Source organism: Psychrobacillus sp. FSL K6-2843, assembly GCF_038626375.1.
Classification (GTDB): Bacteria; Bacillota; Bacilli; order Bacillales_A; family Planococcaceae; genus Psychrobacillus; species Psychrobacillus faecigallinarum.
The window spans coordinates 877,715-894,079 of the sequence record NZ_CP152021.1 but is presented as its reverse complement, the minus strand read 5'-3'; the positions used below and the strand labels follow the sequence as shown (position 1 = coordinate 894,079).

The following is a 16,365-nucleotide window of genomic DNA, read 5'->3' as shown; positions in this document are numbered from 1 at the left end:
GGATCTAAGCGTTGTTTAAGTCCCTTTTGTCTTGTCCATTCGGATATGAATTTATCAAAATTTAATGAACTTCCCTACGTTTTTTCCCAGCAGTTTAGGGTATAACTAACTCCGATGAACTATATTTACGGAGGTGCTGAAATAAGTGGAAGAACAAACAATATCAATTGTAAAGCAGTCGCTAAATGCATTATTGGAGAACGAGACCTTTTTGCCTGATTTACAAGGAGAGATGCGGACAAAGGCATTTACTTCATTGAATGCAATTCTATCTACACCGAATCAGATACATAAGTCTTTCCTGCGTGTTCCGCTGGAAAGCGGAGAAATTGTTCGGATTCCCTCTTATCGTGTGCATCATAATGATGCCCTTGGTCCGTATAAGGGTGGTATTCGTTTTCATGAGTCGGTTAATGAGTTAGAGGTTATTAATTTGGCATTTCTAATGACGCTAAAAAATGCACTTCATAATGTACCCTTCGGTGGAGGAAAAGGTGGAATCGTCATCAATCCTAAAAACTTTACCGACAAGGAGTTACATCGTATTTGCATAAAATATGTTCGCTATTTTAACGATGTCCTCGGTCCTGACCGTGATATTCCAGCACCAGACGTTGGTTCCGGTGAACGAGAGATGGATTGGATGATGGCAGAGTACAAAAAGATTAACCAAGGACAACCCTACTTGGGCAGTTTTACAGGAAAAAGTATTGCAAATGGTGGATCTTTAGGCCGTAGAGAGGCTACTGGCAAGGGAGTTTACTTCACCTTCCGCTACATGTTAAGTAATTATGTAAAGGAACATGCGCAAAAATTAGAAAGCTCTGAAAACCCTTTTGCCAAAACGGCACTGGAATATTCCAACCGCCCTTTAACAATTGCGGTGCAAGGATTCGGTAATGTTGGTTCAGTTACAGCACTTGAGGCTTCTCGCTGTACACATCTTCAAAACAAGGTCGTTGCAGTAAGTGATCGTAATGTCACTCTATATAATTCAGATGGGCTGGATATTCAGGCTCTTGCACAATTTTCATCCGAGAACAAAGGCGACCTTCCGACTTCAGAGGAGCAGCTAAAAGAGACAGGAGTCACCGCGTCTATATTAAGCAGAGAAGAAATTCTTACAATGGGCGTAGATGTTTTATTCCTTGCAGCACTAGAAAATCAATTGAATGACTCCAATAAAGCTGATATTAAGGCTCGAATTATCGTAGAAGGAGCGAATGCCCCAACTACTAAGGAAGCAGACGACTACTTGAGCAAAAAAGGTGTCATCATTATTCCAGACATTTTAGCAAATGCCGGCGGGGTAATTGTTTCTTATTTAGAATGGCTTCAGGGACGCGAAACACAGTTTTACTCAGAGGAAGAAGTGTACAACCAGCTTCTAGCGAAAATGAAAAATACAATGGATACATTACTGCCATTATATTTTGGAGATCCTTTACCACTTCGCCAAAATTGCTATATCCATGCGGTTATTCGCTTATCTACTGTGCTGTATAGACAAGGGAAGCTTTATTAAAAATGGCTATGTTAAAGGTAGATGTAAGACACAAAAAATGAGCTGGGATATTTTCTCCAAGCTCATTTTAATTTGATTTCCTTTTTATTAAAGCACGCGTTAGTTGAATAAGAAATAGAAGACACCAAAGCATTTCTACTTTCTTTATGTAAGCACCAATAGTGAAAAAGGCTTAATTATTTTTTCTTAAAAGTACACAAAGTTTCTATCGTATCTGATAATATCTCCATTTGTCTTTCTTTATCATTTAACTCTTCTTTTACCTCTATAATACAGTTCAATAAAACTTCATCTGATATTTCACCTTTAATTGATTCTATCAATTGATATGCTTGTGCTTGTACTTCAAAGTTTCCATTTATCAAATGGTAAATTAGTGTTTCTAAATGTGCTGAACAATCGAATGGTTCTAGTGCGTATAATAGTGTTCCTCTATAACCTAAAGTTTTTGGGTCATTAATAACATCTATTAACGGTTGTACCACTTCTTCGTTCCCAATATCACTTAACGTTAAAGCAATAGAGTTTCGTTTCTTAATAAAGGATTTTCAGTTCTTTGTAAATATTCAATAAGTAAAGGAATTGCTTGAATGTCCTTACTTCTGCTAATTTCTTCTAAAATGATTTCTGCTTCATCAAACTTTTCATTTTCTATTGCAAATCTTAATGAATTATTGTCCATAATACTTATCCAAACTCCTTGTCATTTACCATAATAAAATTTTATATAATGATCATATTTTGCTAAAGCACGCGTTAGTTCAATAAGAAGTTACAATTTAATTGTTTTTCCGCTTCTTTTACAATGGTTGTAATTAGAGATTCTCTTGTAATTCCCTCTACATTATCACCATATCGATAGTCGTCTATCATTTCACTGATCTCATACCATACATTTAATTCTTCGCTAACAAATTCTTCACGAACTACTTGGTAAATTTCATATGCATAGTTAATTGCAATAGATTCATTATCTATTATTTGTTTTAGCAAATACCAGAAGTAATACTTAGAACACTCATCCTGTGTGGGTTCTTCCATACTTAATTCTCTTACTGCCCTATGAAAATAATCTTCTACCTCAAAAATATTTAGAGTTTCTCTTAGGGAAGAAAGTATATTTAGTGATGTAGATGTATCACTATTTTCTGACATTTAGGTAGACCAATTAACATAATCGACAGGTTCTACTTTCTTTTCGAATATTTTATAATACAACATTTTAGTTTCCATCACTTCCTCCTTTTATTTTCCTCTTTCCTTGTTCAACTAACCTGCTCCGTAGTTTAAGTGTAACATTTCACAATGCATATTTAGGATCAACCTAATATTTTGGACATAAAAATGGACCATCGAAAAGATGGTCATATTTTGCAAAACACCCGTTAGTTCAATAAGAAATAGAAGTATATTTATTTATATCTATATTGTATTAGTTGGTTTTCCGTTCCTAAGTATTCTTCATTGCCAATCCTGCTTATCTCTATAAATCCTATTTTCTCAAGCATTTTTCTGGAGCGAATATTCTCTTCGTGGGTTTCTGCATTAAAAATTGTAATTCCTAAGTTTATAGAAGCGTAATCCATCATACATAGAATAGAATTAGTCCCAATTCCTTTTCCCCATAATGTACTCTCACCAATTGCAATACCTAATTCAGCTGCATTATCTTTAATACAGGCTAAATCTGCATACCCAACTAACCTTTCTTTCAATTCTATTCCCATTCGAACAAAGTCTTCAGATTCATTACTTATACAATGAAGCCACTATCTATACAATTCTTCTTCACTTCTATTTTTCTCCCAGCCATTCGCTGAACAAAAATGTCATCCTTACTCCAATTTAAAACAACTTCATAGTCATCTATTCTTAAATTTCTAATTTTTATGGAGCGTATATTGTTGTCTTTAGTATTCATTCTACTATCCCCAATAGATTTCTTTGTTCAACTAAACTGCGTCTTTAGTTGAACAAGAAATGAGAGCTGTACTACCAGCTCTTCATTTTACTAAGCACCCGTTAGTGGAAGAAGGAAATTCCCTTTAACTTTACCTGTTTTACTCTATCAATCTAAAAAGGTCAGAATAAAAAAGTTTTATCGTTGCTTCATTTTCTTTATCGTTATATAATCCAAAGCCATATTCAGTTCCTTCAATTAACCCAACTGAATACAACAATCCTTCTTGAAAATCCTTTGGACGATAGTCAATAGCTTCCGAGATGAAGGGGGTCAATGAATCGGTTCCAATGAATATTATTGGTTTCTGTAATTCAGCATAAATTTTTGAATAATTATCGTTAGAGGCTTCTGCTAATTGTTCTTTCATGATAAAGACAGCATCATAGTTTTTATAATTGTCGTTAGATAAATCTTCAAAAGTAATCGGAACAAAATTTACCGTCTTATTTTCTATTATAGTAGGTGAATTTCCAATGATACCAATGTTCAAAACACGCCCAGTGTAAGGATTAGTCGGAGTGGTAGAACTGCACCCAGTCGTAAAAGTAAGTAACATCAATATAAAAATGAATAATGATTTTTTCATTACATCTCCCTCTTAACAATCTCCATTTTTTAATTATTACTTATTCTTTATTTTATATTCGAATTCCTTCTTCAACTAAACTCCGTCATTGTTTCGATAAGAAAAAAGGCTCTACTCCATCTTGAAGTAAAGCACCCGTTAGCTTAATTAATGCCTGCTGCTGCTGTCATTGCAATGCTCCACATAATTAGAGTAAACGATATTGTAAGCCAAACTGTATTGACCGTAGTTTTTTCTTCGTGTTTTACCTTTTTCAATATAGAAACCAAATTCAAACAAAATATAATGCACTAGATAGGCATTAAAAGCCATCCTATGTATATAAAGGCATAAATCATATGCTCACTCCTTTGTAGTTGTTTATCATTGTTCTGCTAAAGCAACCGTTAGTTGAACAAGCTGGGGCTGAAAAAATTTTCTGCTATCGTATTCATTTTGTCTGGCTTTTCTACAACAGTCCAATGACCGCAATTTTCAATTTCAATTAATTTTGCATGTGGTACGTACTTTATTAATAACTCTTTAATTTTTGCAGGTGTAATAATATCATGACTTCCCTGTGCGACTAGAATTGGTATTTCAGATAATTTATAGATTTCGCTTTTTAAGTCATAGTTCTTTTCAATATCTTCTCCTATTAATTGATTGACATAACTATTCATACTGGACTTCTCTTTCCTTTTTAATGTATCGACTGAAAATACGTAGTATGGGTCTAAAATATTTAAAATATCTTCATAGGATCCAGAACCTTTTTTCATTTTTCTATCTGCCTTAAAAAGATTTATTTTATCCTTCAAGGAGATTTTTTTCAAAAGTTCTTTTTCAAAGCTTTTATATCCTTTTGCCGAAACTCCTATAGCAGCTGTTAGAAGTATTTTATTAACTCTTTCCGGGTAGGTAGTTGCATAAAGCAAGGCAAGCATAGAACCCCAAGACTCTCCGAAAAGGTTCATTTTTTCCAACTTCAATTCTTTGCGCAATAATTCTAATGTCTTTACTTCATCCATCATGGAGTATGTATTACTTTTAGCGTGTTCTGATTTACCGCAACCCCTTTGATCATATAAAACAAGTTTGAACTTTTGGGCTAATGGTAAAACGTGAGGAAGAAAAAAACGATGCTCACTTCCAGGACCACCATGAAGGAAGACGATAACTTCTCCGTCACCAATAATATTGACATGCAGTTTTTGTCCTTTGATATTAACAAAATCTATTGGTCCCTTTAATTCATTAGCCATGTTTTACCTCCTACTATTCTTGATTCTATATTGTTCTTTAGATCTTTCCTTCTTCAACTAAACCTGCCCCGTTAGTTTAAGTGTAACATTTCACAATGCATATTCTGAGATCAACTTAATATATTGCACATAAAAATAGACCATCGAAATGATGGCCATATATTACCAAAGCACCCGTTAGTTGAACAAAGAGGTCTATACTATCCCTCATTGGTATAACTTACCCCCCCGTTCGACTGGTCCATCTATACTGATTACAAATAAACTACCATCTTTCTTATTGAGATAAATATCTTGATTATGTTGTACACCATCGCCTAATTTTGTTTGAGAACCTGTCACTTCAACCATTGACATACCAATCTCATGAATTTCTTGTCGTTGTACTATCCTTGCATTCACTAAACACATTTTTTCCTCCATAAAAAAATAGCCCAGCTTAAAACTGGACTACATTGTATAATATCTATCCTTCTATTTCTTTTAATCTATTGAATTATTACTTATTAAGTAATGCTAACTTAGCCTTAGAAGGTGTTTTGTACTCCAAAGGACCGTACATATGGACAAACAATCCGCCGCCTAAGCCGTATTCTCCTCCGAAAATATCTTTACGGAATGAATAGACACGGTACTCACCACCCGCTGGTAACACTTTTCCTCTAGAGCCATCTGTCTTAAATGTTCCCATATCTCCGTAAAGTGTTACTTTACCAATCTGCCCTGCTTTAAGTTCCGTTTTACCCCACATTACTTTTGTGGATGAAGCTTCTGAAGTGATGCTGAACGTAAACATCGCTACTAAAGTAAATGCAATCGCTATTAACATATTTTTTTTCATTTTCTTACCTCTTTCCCCAATTAATAAATTAATTATAATATAAAATAACTCTCTTTTATTGACTATTTCGATTCATTTCATATATACCTTCTTATTAAACTAAACCTGCACCGTTAGTTTAAGTGTAACATTTCACAAACTAAATCGATTCACGAAAAAACAACCCTAGCCTTAAACATAGCCTTAAAAATCTAAAAAGCCGAGCGAATAAATCCTCCTCGGCTTTTAATGAATTATATACATAAAAACGAACTATAGATGGTTGAATTCCGTGGGATGATAATATGTTGCCTCCACGCGTTGCTTGTAGTGTCTTGCTCATCTCGCTAAGTATCATGTTTCGCTACTATCACATGTTGTGTAGTAATTATAAAGCAAGTTAGGTTCTACAAGTAACACTCGCTCTAAGGTTGCAAGGTTTATTTTTCTTTAGGTTTACGCACCACTATGTAATTTAGTAAATAGTTCTAATCCGATTAATCTTTGTAGATCGTATACTAATAGAGATTTTGCATTGTGTACATAAATTTAAACATGATTATTTGCTAATTGCTTTCTGATAGTTTAGATACTGTTTCGGCTAACAGAAAACACCTTTCAGTCAGTGAGTCTATTTCAAGGTATTCACCTTCATTGTGCAGTTTTCCGCCAATCGGTCCTACACCATCTATAGTTGCTACGCCAAGGTGAGAGGGAAATGATGCATCTGATCCTCCACCCGTATGAGAATCCGTTACTATCAAGCCAAAGGAATTCCCGACTTCCTTAACTATCTCTAGTAATTTCTGGTTCTTTTCATCAGGTTCCATTGGTGGGCGAGTAATTCCGCCTTCTAAGTCAATTGTTGTCCCTGGTACATCTGGTACTGAACAAATACTTTCGATTTTCTTTGCGATTTCTAAACTTTGCTCATCACTCTCAACGCGTACATCCACATATCCAGTGGCGCTATCTGGTATCATATTTACCGCGTCTCCACCTTCAACTATGCCTACACTTACTGATATTCCTTGTTCGTGGTCAGTTAAATGATTAAGTTTTATCGTTTTATACGCAAGTTCCTCAATAGCGCTTCTGCCTTCTTCTGGAGCTACTCCTGAATGTGCAGATTTTCCGTGTACATGCAACGTATACCTGCCTCCCCCTCTTCTCGAGGACACAATCGATCCATCTTTACGGGCAGGTTCCATAACCAATGCATATTTAACATTTTTTGAAATTTCCTCAATGAGCTCCCTTGAAGTAGGTGAACCTATTTCCTCATCACTATTTAATATAATGATGACGTTTTTCATTGCCGCATCTTTTTTCTCGTACAAATATTTCATAGCATACAATAATGTAACCTGACTTGCTTTCATATCAGCCACTCCTGGACCAAAGGCAAGGCCATTTTTAATAGTAAACGGCCTTTCTGCTGCTGTTCCAATCGGAAATACAGTATCCATATGAGCAATAAGCAGAATTTCAGGCTTCATAGCTTCTTTATGCTTAATTAGGATATTATTCCCAAAGTCTTTGTTTTCTTTAACTTCTATAGTAAAATCCATTTGTTTATATTCTTCTATAAGTATTTTTCCAATCTTATCGACTCCAACTTTATTTGTTGAACCACTATCGATGTTCACTAATTTTTCAATGAGGTTAAGCATTGGTTCAAGTTTTTTTTTAAGATAGTCCATGAGTATCTACCATCACTTTCTCTTCATTGATAATTCCTTTTCCATCCTTAAGAGGAAAATGACATGCTACAAATTGACCTGGTGATTTCTCCTCAAATACAGGTTCGTTTTTACTGCATATTTGCTGAGCATAAGGGCATCTCGTATGGAAATTGCACCCAGGTGGTGGATTGGCTGGACTCGGGATATCGCCTTCCAGAAGTTGTCTTCCCTCAATGTTTCGTTGAAGAGGATCCGGAACTGGCACAGCGGACAATAGACCTTCTGTATAAGGATGCATCGGATGTAGAAACAACTTTTCTTTTGTCGTCAGCTCCACTATTTTACCGAGATACATCACAGCAATTCTGTCACTGATATGCTTTACAGCTGGTAATCCATGTCCGATAAAAATGAAAGTTAGATTTAGTTCCTTTTGTAATTTAGATAGTAAGTTTAATATTTGGGATTGAATTGATACATCAAGTGCAGAAACTGGTTCATCACATACGATCAACTTTGGATTTAAGGAAATAGCACGGGCAATTCCGATTCTTTGCCTCTGTCCCCCGCTAAATTCATGTGGATATCGATTGACATAAGAACGGTTTAAACCAACTAGATCCATCAGTTCCATTACTCGTTCAGAGAGTTCTTTTTTATTGAAAGATTTATGAGTTCTCAACGGTTCGGCTATCAAATCAAAAACTCGCATACGTGGATTTAAAGAAGAGAAAGGATCCTGAAAAACCATTTGGATATCTGCTCGTTTCTTTCTTAAAGCCTCTCCTTTTAGCTTAGTCAAATCTTCTCCCTCAAAAAGAATTTCTCCTTCCGTTGCATCAAGTAAATGACCAATCAAGTTTCCTGTAGTTGACTTTCCACATCCTGATTCACCTACTATACCAAGCGTTTCTCCTTCGTCCACATAAAAGTCCAAGCCATCGACTGCATAAAGAAACTGTTTTTTTCTTTTTAAGAAACCTTCAGATATATCAAATGCTTTTTTCAATCCTCTAACTTCCAGCAAATGATTTTGTTTCATACAAATCAACCACCTTTTCTTCATGAAGCCAGCATCTGACCTTGTGATTTGTCAAAATTTCTTCAAGTTTTGGTTGAGCTTCTGCACACTTTTGCATAGCATATGGACAGCGATCCATAAAACGACAACCTTTTGGATAATTTAACGGATTTGGAACAGTTCCAGGTATTGAGGTTAATTCATCTTTTAATTCATGAATCTTAGGCGTACTGTCCATCAGCCCTTTCGTATACGGGTGTTTAGGTTCTCTAAATAATGTAAATACATCCGTTTCCTCCACTACTTGACCTGCATACATAACAACTACACGGTCTGCCATTTCAGCCACTACACCTAGGTCATGGGTGATTAACAAAATAGAAGTATCAAACTCCGTAATTAACCCCTTCATTAATTTAAGAATTTGAGCCTGGATTGTTACATCAAGAGCAGTAGTTGGCTCATCTGCAATCAATAATTCAGGATTACAGGAGAGTGCCATTGCAATCATTACACGTTGTCTCATACCTCCACTTAATGAATGTGGAAATGAATCAATTACTTTTTCCGCTCTTGGTATTCCTACTTTTTTCAGCATTTCAATACTGAGCTTTCGTGCTTCTTTCTTACCCTTCTTTTGGTGTAACATAATGGATTCTGCCATTTGATTTCCTATGGTGAAAACTGGATTCAAAGAAGTAAGAGGCTCTTGGAAAATCATCGCAATCTCATTACCACGAAGGTTACGCATCTCTTTCATCGAGATAGGAACAATGTCTCTTCCTTTAAACAAAATCTGTCCATCCTGAATTTTTCCAGGAGAGTCAATTAAACGCATAATGGATAGGGACGTCACGCTTTTCCCTGATCCCGATTCACCTACTATAGCTAATGTCTCTCCTTTTTTTATCCTAATTGAAACGTCATCGACTGAGGGAACAATCCCATTTTCAGTATGGAAATAAGTTTTGAGGTTTTTTACATTCAGTACTTCTTCCGCCATTAGGGATTCCTCCTTAAGATTATTTTTTGATAGAGCGAGGATCTAGAACATCTCTTAACCAATCACCCAAGAATATTATTCCTAGAACTGTTACTGTAATGGCTAGACCCGGAAAAGTCGCAAGCCACCAACTTGTGGCTAAATAATCTCTTCCATCACTCAAAATAGACCCCCATGAAACAGTCGGTGGTTGAACACCAAGCCCCAAAAAGCTAAGTGATGCTTCAAGAATGATCGTTGTTGCCACACTTAACGTAGAAATTACGATAAAAGAGGAAATAACATTCGGTAGTAAATGACGAATAATTATCTTATTGTTTTTTACTCCAATTGAACGGGCAGCTCTTACAAAATCACGTTCCTTTATAGTTAGCACTTCGCCACGTACAAGCCGTGCATAGTTTACCCAATTCGTAGCACCCAGAACGAAAATAAGAGTAATAACACTTGGTCCAAAAACACTAAGTATTACTAGCGCAAAAAGAATAGTTGGTATTGCTAGGAAGGAATCTACAAGGCGCATTAACACATTGTCGATAAAACCACCATAATACCCTGCTATCAAACCAATAGTAACACCGATAATTCCCGCAACAACGACAGAGGTAATACCTACTAATAAGGAAATTTGAGAACCATAGATAATCCGACTAAGAATATCCCTACCAAGGTTATCCGTTCCCAATAGATTTGCAGTACTACCACCTTCCATCCAGAAAGGAGGCTTTAGCATATTAGCCGCATTAATAGCAGCGGGATCATGTGGTGCTAGTAGTGGTGCAAAAATGGCCACTAAGAAAACAAAGAAAACGATAAAGAATCCTACTGTGCCTGTCTTACTTCTAAGTAATAATCTACTCCACCTTTTAAAAGAAGAGGGTTTGTTTTGTGTCATGCTTATTGTCTGTGATTGGGTCAACTTAACTTCCCCCTAGCTATATTTAATCCGTGGATCTAATAGTCGGTAAAGAATATCTGCTACTAGATTCATAAGAATTACGAGTGTTGCAATGACAAATACACTGGCTTGAACAATTGCCATATCACGCGTATTTACAGCCTGTATTAATAATTGACCTAAACCCGGCCATGAAAAGACAGTTTCAGTAATCAATGTCCCCCCAACCAAAGTGGAGGTTTGTAATGCAGTAATGGTTATGACAGGAATAAGTGAATTTCGGAAAGCATGCTTATAAACTACGATTCTATCCTTTAAACCTTTACTCTTCGCTGTCCGTACGTAATCCTGATTCAAGGTTTCAATCATGCTAGACCGGATGAGTCGTGTCATTTCCGCAGCTATCCCAGTAGCAAGAGTTATGGAAGGGAGAACCAAATGTAACAGCGTCCCTCTTCCTGAAACCGGGAAGAAACTTAAAGTGACAGAAAACAATAAAATCAACATGATACCCAACCAAAAGTTCGGCATTGCTTTTCCTATGACAGCCGCACCCGTCGCCACTAAGTCTAGACTAGAGTTTTGTTTTGTAGCAGACCAAATACCAAGTGGAATCGATACAACAATTGCGATTATAAGCGCTGCGATACCTAGTTCAAGTGTTGCGGGGAGACGCTCAAGGACGATTTCCATAGCGTCCTGACCATAACGGTAGGATTCTCCAAAGTCACCTTGTACAAGGTTCATAAGGTATGTAGTGTATTGAACGATAAAGGCTTCGTTTAAACCTAAGGATTCTCTTAATAGCTCCACATCTTCCTGGGATGCGTCATCAGGGAGCATTAATGCAACTGGGTCTCCCGCGATAAAGACTAGTGAAAAGACAATAAATGAAATGATTAATAAAACAGGTATTATTTGTAGTATTCGCCTTACAAAGTAATTGTTCATCAATTGTCACCTCACACATATTTTGAAATGATTTATTGTAACCTACTATTTTTTTACACAACCAAATAGTAAAGGAAGGAAGAGCAAGCTCTCCCTACCGATAACCGTACCTACTTTTTATTAATGGAATCCACGTAAATTATTTCATCCATTGTAGGAGTATAATCAATTGCATCACTCACACCTACGTTAATAGATTCTTGATGTAAAACAATGTGAGCTGTGTCTTCAGCTAATAAATGTTGTGCTTTAATATATTGCTGTGCTCTTTCTTCTGGGTCCATATTTTGAGCAGCAGCTGCCAATAATCCCTCTACTTCTTCATTGTAATAATCAATTTGTCCTTTAAATCTTTCGTAGTTATACCAATCTAATGCATTCGCAGCATCAAACATAGAGTTACCCAAAGCTAGTAAATAAGCATCCTTATTTTTGCCTGAATTACGAAGTTCAACGAAACTACTCCACTCCATGAATTCTACATTTGCTTTTACCCCAATCGCAGTCCACATTCCGGCAACCATCTCAGCTATTTCAGCATCCTGTAAATAACGTCCTTTTGGAGAATGGAAGGTCATTTCAAAGCCATCAGGATAGCCTGCTTCTGCCAATAATTTTTTTGCTTTTTCTACATCATAGTTATAGGTGTCATAAAGATCTTCAGCAAAACCAAAGTTTCCTGGCGCTACTCGTGTAATGGTAGGTATTCCTGCGCCATTTAATAAATTATCCGTTATTGCCTTGTTATCAATTGCCAAGTCCAAAGCTTCTCTAACTCGAGGATCAGAAGTTGGATATCCTTCAGTTGAACGCAAAAATATCATCATTGTCCGGTTAGAAGTTCCTTGTGATAAATGGGTGCCATCGTTATCCTCAATACGTTTCCACTCACTTGGAGGCATGTTTGTTGCAATATCAACTCCACCTGTTAGTAGCTCAGAGACACGTGTAGAGTTTTCCGGGATTACACGGAACACCACTTCGTCCCATTCTTCATTTTTTCCTTCAAAATAATCATCATATACTTCTAGGACAATTCTATCGTCGCGTACCCATTTGGAAAACTTAAATGGTCCTGTCCCAACTGGATTTTCCAAGAAATAATCCATTCCATTTTCTTCAATATATTCGGAAGGAAGGATACTAGATGCAATTCTTGAAATTCTATTTAGCAAAGCTGGATCTGGTTCATTTGTAATAATACGGATTGTAAGTTCATCAATAACTTGTACCTCTTTAATAGAGTTATAGTTAATGTGATCAAGAAGTGTTGAATCATGTGCAACACGTTCAAGTGAGAATTTAACATCCTCAGAATCTAAAGTTTCGCCGTTATGGAAAGTAACGCCTTCTTTTAGTTTCACTTCCCAAGTCTTATCATCTATTTTTTCATAACCTTCTGCTAAGTCTGGTAAAATCTCTCCAGTTTCGTTATCTCGTTTAAACAAATAGTTAAACATATTCACGTGAATTGCTTCTGTGGAAGTATTTACATGATTATGAACGTCAAATGTTACCATGTCCGTTCCCATTGCAATCGTTAATGTTCTATCATCCTCTTTTTTTGGCGTCGAAGTGGAAGATTCCTCTCCATTACAGGCTGCCAACAAGCCCACTGTCAAAAGTATAGAACTAGCTAACCCTACCCATTTCCTCATACTCATACCCCTTTATCTATATATTTTTCATGAATCAAATACTTATTGTTCGGTTGAATTATTCTCTATGTAATCAAGAGCGAATTGGGCCAATAAAGCAGAGCCATACGGCAGTGCATCTTCATCAATATCAAATTTTGGATGGTGATTTGGATAGATACAATCTTTTGTTTCATTGTAAGTACCCAATCTAAAGAAAATACCTGGCACTTTCTCAGCATAGTAAGCAAAATCCTCTCCCCCCATGCTCGGATTCACAATTGAAAGCGTACTGGCGCCCAATATTTTCTCAGCAACTGAATCTAATAATGGGATCAATGTATTGTCATTTTTAACGGAAGGATAGCCAAATTGATAATCAAATTTATAACTAGCCCCCATCCCTTCACAGACACCTTTAATATATCTTTCCATTCTTTGAGAAATGACCTCTCTTAACGAAGGATCTAAGACTCTAACTGTGCCTTCCAATCGGACGGACGGTGCAATAACATTTCTTTTAAAGCCACCTTCTATTTTACCTATTGTCAAAACAGCTGGTTTTAGAGGGTCGATTGATCGGCTCACAATTTGCTGTAACGAAGAGATAACTTCGGCTGCTACCGTTATCGAGTCGATCGACATATGTGGATGAGCCGCATGCCCCCCCTCTCCAATCACTTCTATGTCAAAGGAATCCGCACATGCCATTGCGACATCTTTCGCAACAGTTATATACCCTGTGTTTGCTGTAGGATGTACATGCAAACCGGCAATAACATCTACATCAGGATTGTTAAGCACCCCTTCCTGAACCATATGTAGGGCCCCTGCTAAACCTTCCTCTGCTGGCTGAAATATAAATTTGATATTCCCTTTTTGGGGTCTATGTTTACTTAGTAATTTGGCTGCTCCCAACAAAATGGCTGTATGAGCGTCATGTCCACATAAATGTGCAACCCCAGGAACAGACGAGGCGTATAAAACATTTTTTTCATCTTGTATAGGAAGTGCATCCATATCTGCTCTTAAAGCAACAGTCGGACCTGGATGAGTACCTTGTAGAAGAGCAACTATTCCAGTTTTCGCCACTGGTGCTTGAATTTCTAAACCAAGTTCTTTTAAATTTTCCAAAACAAACTTTGAAGTTTCATATTCTTCAAATGATAGTTCCGGATTCACATGAAGATGTCTACGCCATTGTATTAAATTATCCTTAAGGTCAAGTGCCTCTTTAAGCAAAACGTTTTCTTCTACTACTTTGTGTTTCATTTAATCCTCCTATTTAATTTATTTAATATAATATTCGGAAATAAAAGTATTTTCTGATTATTGTATTAATACTAGTTTAGAATATTTCTTTAGTCAAGACTAATTTCCCAATTTTTCGACATCATTTTTTGTTTTTTTTAAAGCGATTCTCTTGAAAGTAATCTTATTAATCCCAAGGAAAACTAGATGAATATATCGAGTATTAAAACCACAAACGAATGAAGGCAAAATTAAAAGACCTAAATCCAGTAGAATACCGAACTCAGATCTTAGAAGTCGTTAAATTATTTGTGTAACTTTACTTACTATTTTCATCAACTACAAGGAGGTGCCATTCGATTCGATGACTTTTTTGTACCAATAATAGCTGTTCTTCTTTATGCGACGGAGATCATGTACACCCTCTTCATGCTGATTTACATAAACTAACCCATAGCGTTTTTGGAAGCCGTTTAGCCAACTTAACAAATCAGTGAAGGACCAGACACAATAACCCATTACATCTACTCCGTCGGAAATTGCCTCCTGAATGGCGATTATATGGGAACGCAGATATTCAATCCGATAATCATCTTGAACTACTCCATCCGCATCTAACTTGTCATATTCCCCCAACCCATTTTCACTTATCAAAATAGGGAGTCCGTAACGATTAGTCATTCTACGTAGAGCAATTCTTAACCCTTGAGGATCGATATTCCAATCCCAATTCGTTCTTTCCAAGTTTGGATTGGCAATTGTTTTATACAGTCCTGGTATTCCAGAATCCTTGGATGTTCCTTTTTTACCGGTTGTATTCATTTCCGATGAACCAATACCGCCTTCTAAGGGATTCTCTTCAAAAGTTGTTGTCTGATAATAATTTAAACCAATAAAGTCTGGCTTACCTTCTTTTAATAAATCAAAATCGCCTTTTTCAATTAAAGGAGCTAGTCCTTTTTCCTCTAAGTAATTCCATGCTACTTCTGGATACTTGCCCCATACATACGTATCCATCCACCAATGACTATTGAGCTCTTCGGCATTTTCAGCTGCCATAATATCTTTTGGACTAGAAGATGCGGCATAGGAAGGTGAGTAGGCAAAGCTTGGGCCAATTTTTCCATCGGGAATATATTTATGGAATTCCTTAATCACACTAGCATTCGCAAGATTCGCATGGTGATTGACTTGATAAAATAACTTCTCATCTTTAATACCTGGTGGATGTGTCGCCAAATGGTAGCCATGGTTCGTGAAAATATTTTGTTCATTTAAGCTAACCCAATATTTCACACGGTCACCAAAGTGTTTAAATAGTTCAACACTATAATTCGTGAAGTCCTCTATAATTCTCCTAGACTCCCAGCCTCCATATTCATCCTGAAGTGCCTGTGGTAAATCCCAGTGATACAATGTCAAAATCGGCTCAATCTTATTTACCTTTAATTCATTGATTAAGTGATCATAAAATTCCAAGCCTTTTTGATTGATTTCTCCTCTACCATTGGGGAAAATACGTGTCCAAGCAACAGAGAAACGATAGGTTTTCATACCCATTTCCGCCATCAAACGAACATCTTCCTTATAACGATGGTAGTGGTCTACTGCAACATCACCGGTTGTCCCTTTAAAGGTCTTACCGGGTATACGAACAAACTTATCCCAGTTTGAAGCACCTTTTCCATCCTCATCCCAAGCACCCTCCACTTGATAGGCTGCAGAGGCTGCTCCCCATAAGAAATCCTTTGGAAACGGTTTAAGCGTTTGATGTATCACTG

At 36.6% G+C, this 16,365-nt stretch carries 18 protein-coding genes and 1 pseudogene; 2 read left to right on the top strand and 17 right to left on the bottom strand.

Annotated features, from left to right (window positions below; genetic code table 11):
• Nucleotides 1-145: 145 nt before the first annotated feature.
• On the top strand, nucleotides 146-1,525 hold the full coding sequence (locus MKY94_RS04465) for a Glu/Leu/Phe/Val dehydrogenase (protein ID WP_151111137.1): 1,380 nt from the start codon (nucleotides 146-148) through the stop codon (nucleotides 1,523-1,525).
• A gap of 176 nt (nucleotides 1,526-1,701) precedes the next feature.
• On the opposite strand, the gene MKY94_RS04460 is transcribed toward MKY94_RS04465, so the two are convergent.
• From MKY94_RS04460 to MKY94_RS04385, 16 genes are all read right to left on the bottom strand, one after another.
• Nucleotides 1,702-2,010 carry a hypothetical protein gene (locus MKY94_RS04460; RefSeq protein ID WP_340844207.1) on the bottom strand — a complete coding sequence of 103 codons (309 nt, stop codon included), beginning with the start codon at nucleotides 2,008-2,010 and terminating at the stop codon, nucleotides 1,702-1,704.
• A gap of 26 nt (nucleotides 2,011-2,036) precedes the next feature.
• Entirely contained in the window at nucleotides 2,037-2,207 is a 171-nt protein-coding gene (locus MKY94_RS04455; RefSeq protein WP_225321717.1) for a hypothetical protein, read from the bottom strand.
• 74 nt (nucleotides 2,208-2,281) lie between these two features.
• The gene (locus tag MKY94_RS04450; protein ID WP_342578104.1) at nucleotides 2,282-2,680 is read right to left on the bottom strand and encodes a hypothetical protein; all 399 of its coding nucleotides are present in this window, start codon (nucleotides 2,678-2,680) and stop codon (nucleotides 2,282-2,284) included.
• 257 nt (nucleotides 2,681-2,937) lie between these two features.
• Nucleotides 2,938-3,252 carry a GNAT family N-acetyltransferase gene (locus MKY94_RS04445; protein WP_225215882.1) on the bottom strand — a complete coding sequence of 105 codons (315 nt, stop codon included), beginning with the start codon at nucleotides 3,250-3,252 and terminating at the stop codon, nucleotides 2,938-2,940.
• A gap of 26 nt (nucleotides 3,253-3,278) precedes the next feature.
• Nucleotides 3,279-3,446: a hypothetical protein gene (locus tag MKY94_RS04440; protein ID WP_225215883.1), complete on the bottom strand. Its 168-nt coding sequence runs from the start codon at nucleotides 3,444-3,446 to the stop codon at nucleotides 3,279-3,281.
• Nucleotides 3,447-3,585: 139 nt separating this feature from the next.
• The gene (locus tag MKY94_RS04435; RefSeq protein WP_151111141.1) at nucleotides 3,586-4,074 is read right to left on the bottom strand and encodes a hypothetical protein; all 489 of its coding nucleotides are present in this window, start codon (nucleotides 4,072-4,074) and stop codon (nucleotides 3,586-3,588) included.
• A 386-nt stretch (nucleotides 4,075-4,460) separates the two neighbouring features.
• A complete protein-coding gene (locus tag MKY94_RS04430; protein WP_151111143.1) occupies nucleotides 4,461-5,318 on the bottom strand; it encodes an alpha/beta hydrolase in 858 nt (285 codons plus the stop codon).
• Nucleotides 5,319-5,525: 207 nt separating this feature from the next.
• Nucleotides 5,526-5,741 (bottom strand): hypothetical protein, encoded by a 216-nt coding sequence (locus MKY94_RS04425; protein ID WP_144537279.1) that lies wholly within the window; start codon nucleotides 5,739-5,741, stop codon nucleotides 5,526-5,528.
• 76 nt (nucleotides 5,742-5,817) lie between these two features.
• Nucleotides 5,818-6,159 carry a hypothetical protein gene (locus MKY94_RS04420; protein ID WP_144537278.1) on the bottom strand — a complete coding sequence of 114 codons (342 nt, stop codon included), beginning with the start codon at nucleotides 6,157-6,159 and terminating at the stop codon, nucleotides 5,818-5,820.
• Nucleotides 6,160-6,704: 545 nt separating this feature from the next.
• The gene (locus MKY94_RS04415) at nucleotides 6,705-7,841 is read right to left on the bottom strand and encodes a M20 family metallopeptidase (protein WP_342578102.1); all 1,137 of its coding nucleotides are present in this window, start codon (nucleotides 7,839-7,841) and stop codon (nucleotides 6,705-6,707) included.
• Nucleotides 7,828-8,865: an oligopeptide/dipeptide ABC transporter ATP-binding protein gene (locus tag MKY94_RS04410; RefSeq protein ID WP_144537274.1), complete on the bottom strand. Its 1,038-nt coding sequence runs from the start codon at nucleotides 8,863-8,865 to the stop codon at nucleotides 7,828-7,830. The genes MKY94_RS04415 and MKY94_RS04410 overlap by 14 nt, the downstream gene beginning before the upstream one ends.
• The gene (locus tag MKY94_RS04405) at nucleotides 8,837-9,847 is read right to left on the bottom strand and encodes an ABC transporter ATP-binding protein (protein ID WP_342578101.1); all 1,011 of its coding nucleotides are present in this window, start codon (nucleotides 9,845-9,847) and stop codon (nucleotides 8,837-8,839) included. Before MKY94_RS04405 ends, MKY94_RS04410 begins: the two co-directional genes overlap by 29 nt.
• Nucleotides 9,848-9,866: 19 nt before the next feature.
• Nucleotides 9,867-10,742: an ABC transporter permease gene (locus tag MKY94_RS04400; protein ID WP_144538221.1), complete on the bottom strand. Its 876-nt coding sequence runs from the start codon at nucleotides 10,740-10,742 to the stop codon at nucleotides 9,867-9,869.
• 36 nt (nucleotides 10,743-10,778) lie between these two features.
• Entirely contained in the window at nucleotides 10,779-11,696 is a 918-nt protein-coding gene (locus tag MKY94_RS04395; protein WP_191696594.1) for an ABC transporter permease, read from the bottom strand.
• A 110-nt stretch (nucleotides 11,697-11,806) separates the two neighbouring features.
• Nucleotides 11,807-13,354 (bottom strand): ABC transporter substrate-binding protein, encoded by a 1,548-nt coding sequence (locus MKY94_RS04390; protein WP_144537268.1) that lies wholly within the window; start codon nucleotides 13,352-13,354, stop codon nucleotides 11,807-11,809.
• A 42-nt stretch (nucleotides 13,355-13,396) separates the two neighbouring features.
• Nucleotides 13,397-14,605 (bottom strand): amidohydrolase, encoded by a 1,209-nt coding sequence (locus tag MKY94_RS04385; protein WP_191696595.1) that lies wholly within the window; start codon nucleotides 14,603-14,605, stop codon nucleotides 13,397-13,399.
• A 182-nt stretch (nucleotides 14,606-14,787) separates the two neighbouring features.
• On the opposite strand from MKY94_RS04385, the pseudogene MKY94_RS04380 reads away from it, so the two are divergent.
• Nucleotides 14,788-14,901, top strand: a pseudogene (locus MKY94_RS04380) (IS3 family transposase); the annotation flags it as partial.
• 22 nt (nucleotides 14,902-14,923) lie between these two features.
• Here MKY94_RS04380 and MKY94_RS04375 read toward each other — a convergent pair.
• On the bottom strand, nucleotides 14,924-16,363 hold the full coding sequence (locus MKY94_RS04375; protein ID WP_144537264.1) for a glycoside hydrolase family 1 protein: 1,440 nt from the start codon (nucleotides 16,361-16,363) through the stop codon (nucleotides 14,924-14,926).
• Nucleotides 16,364-16,365: the final 2 nt, after the last annotated feature.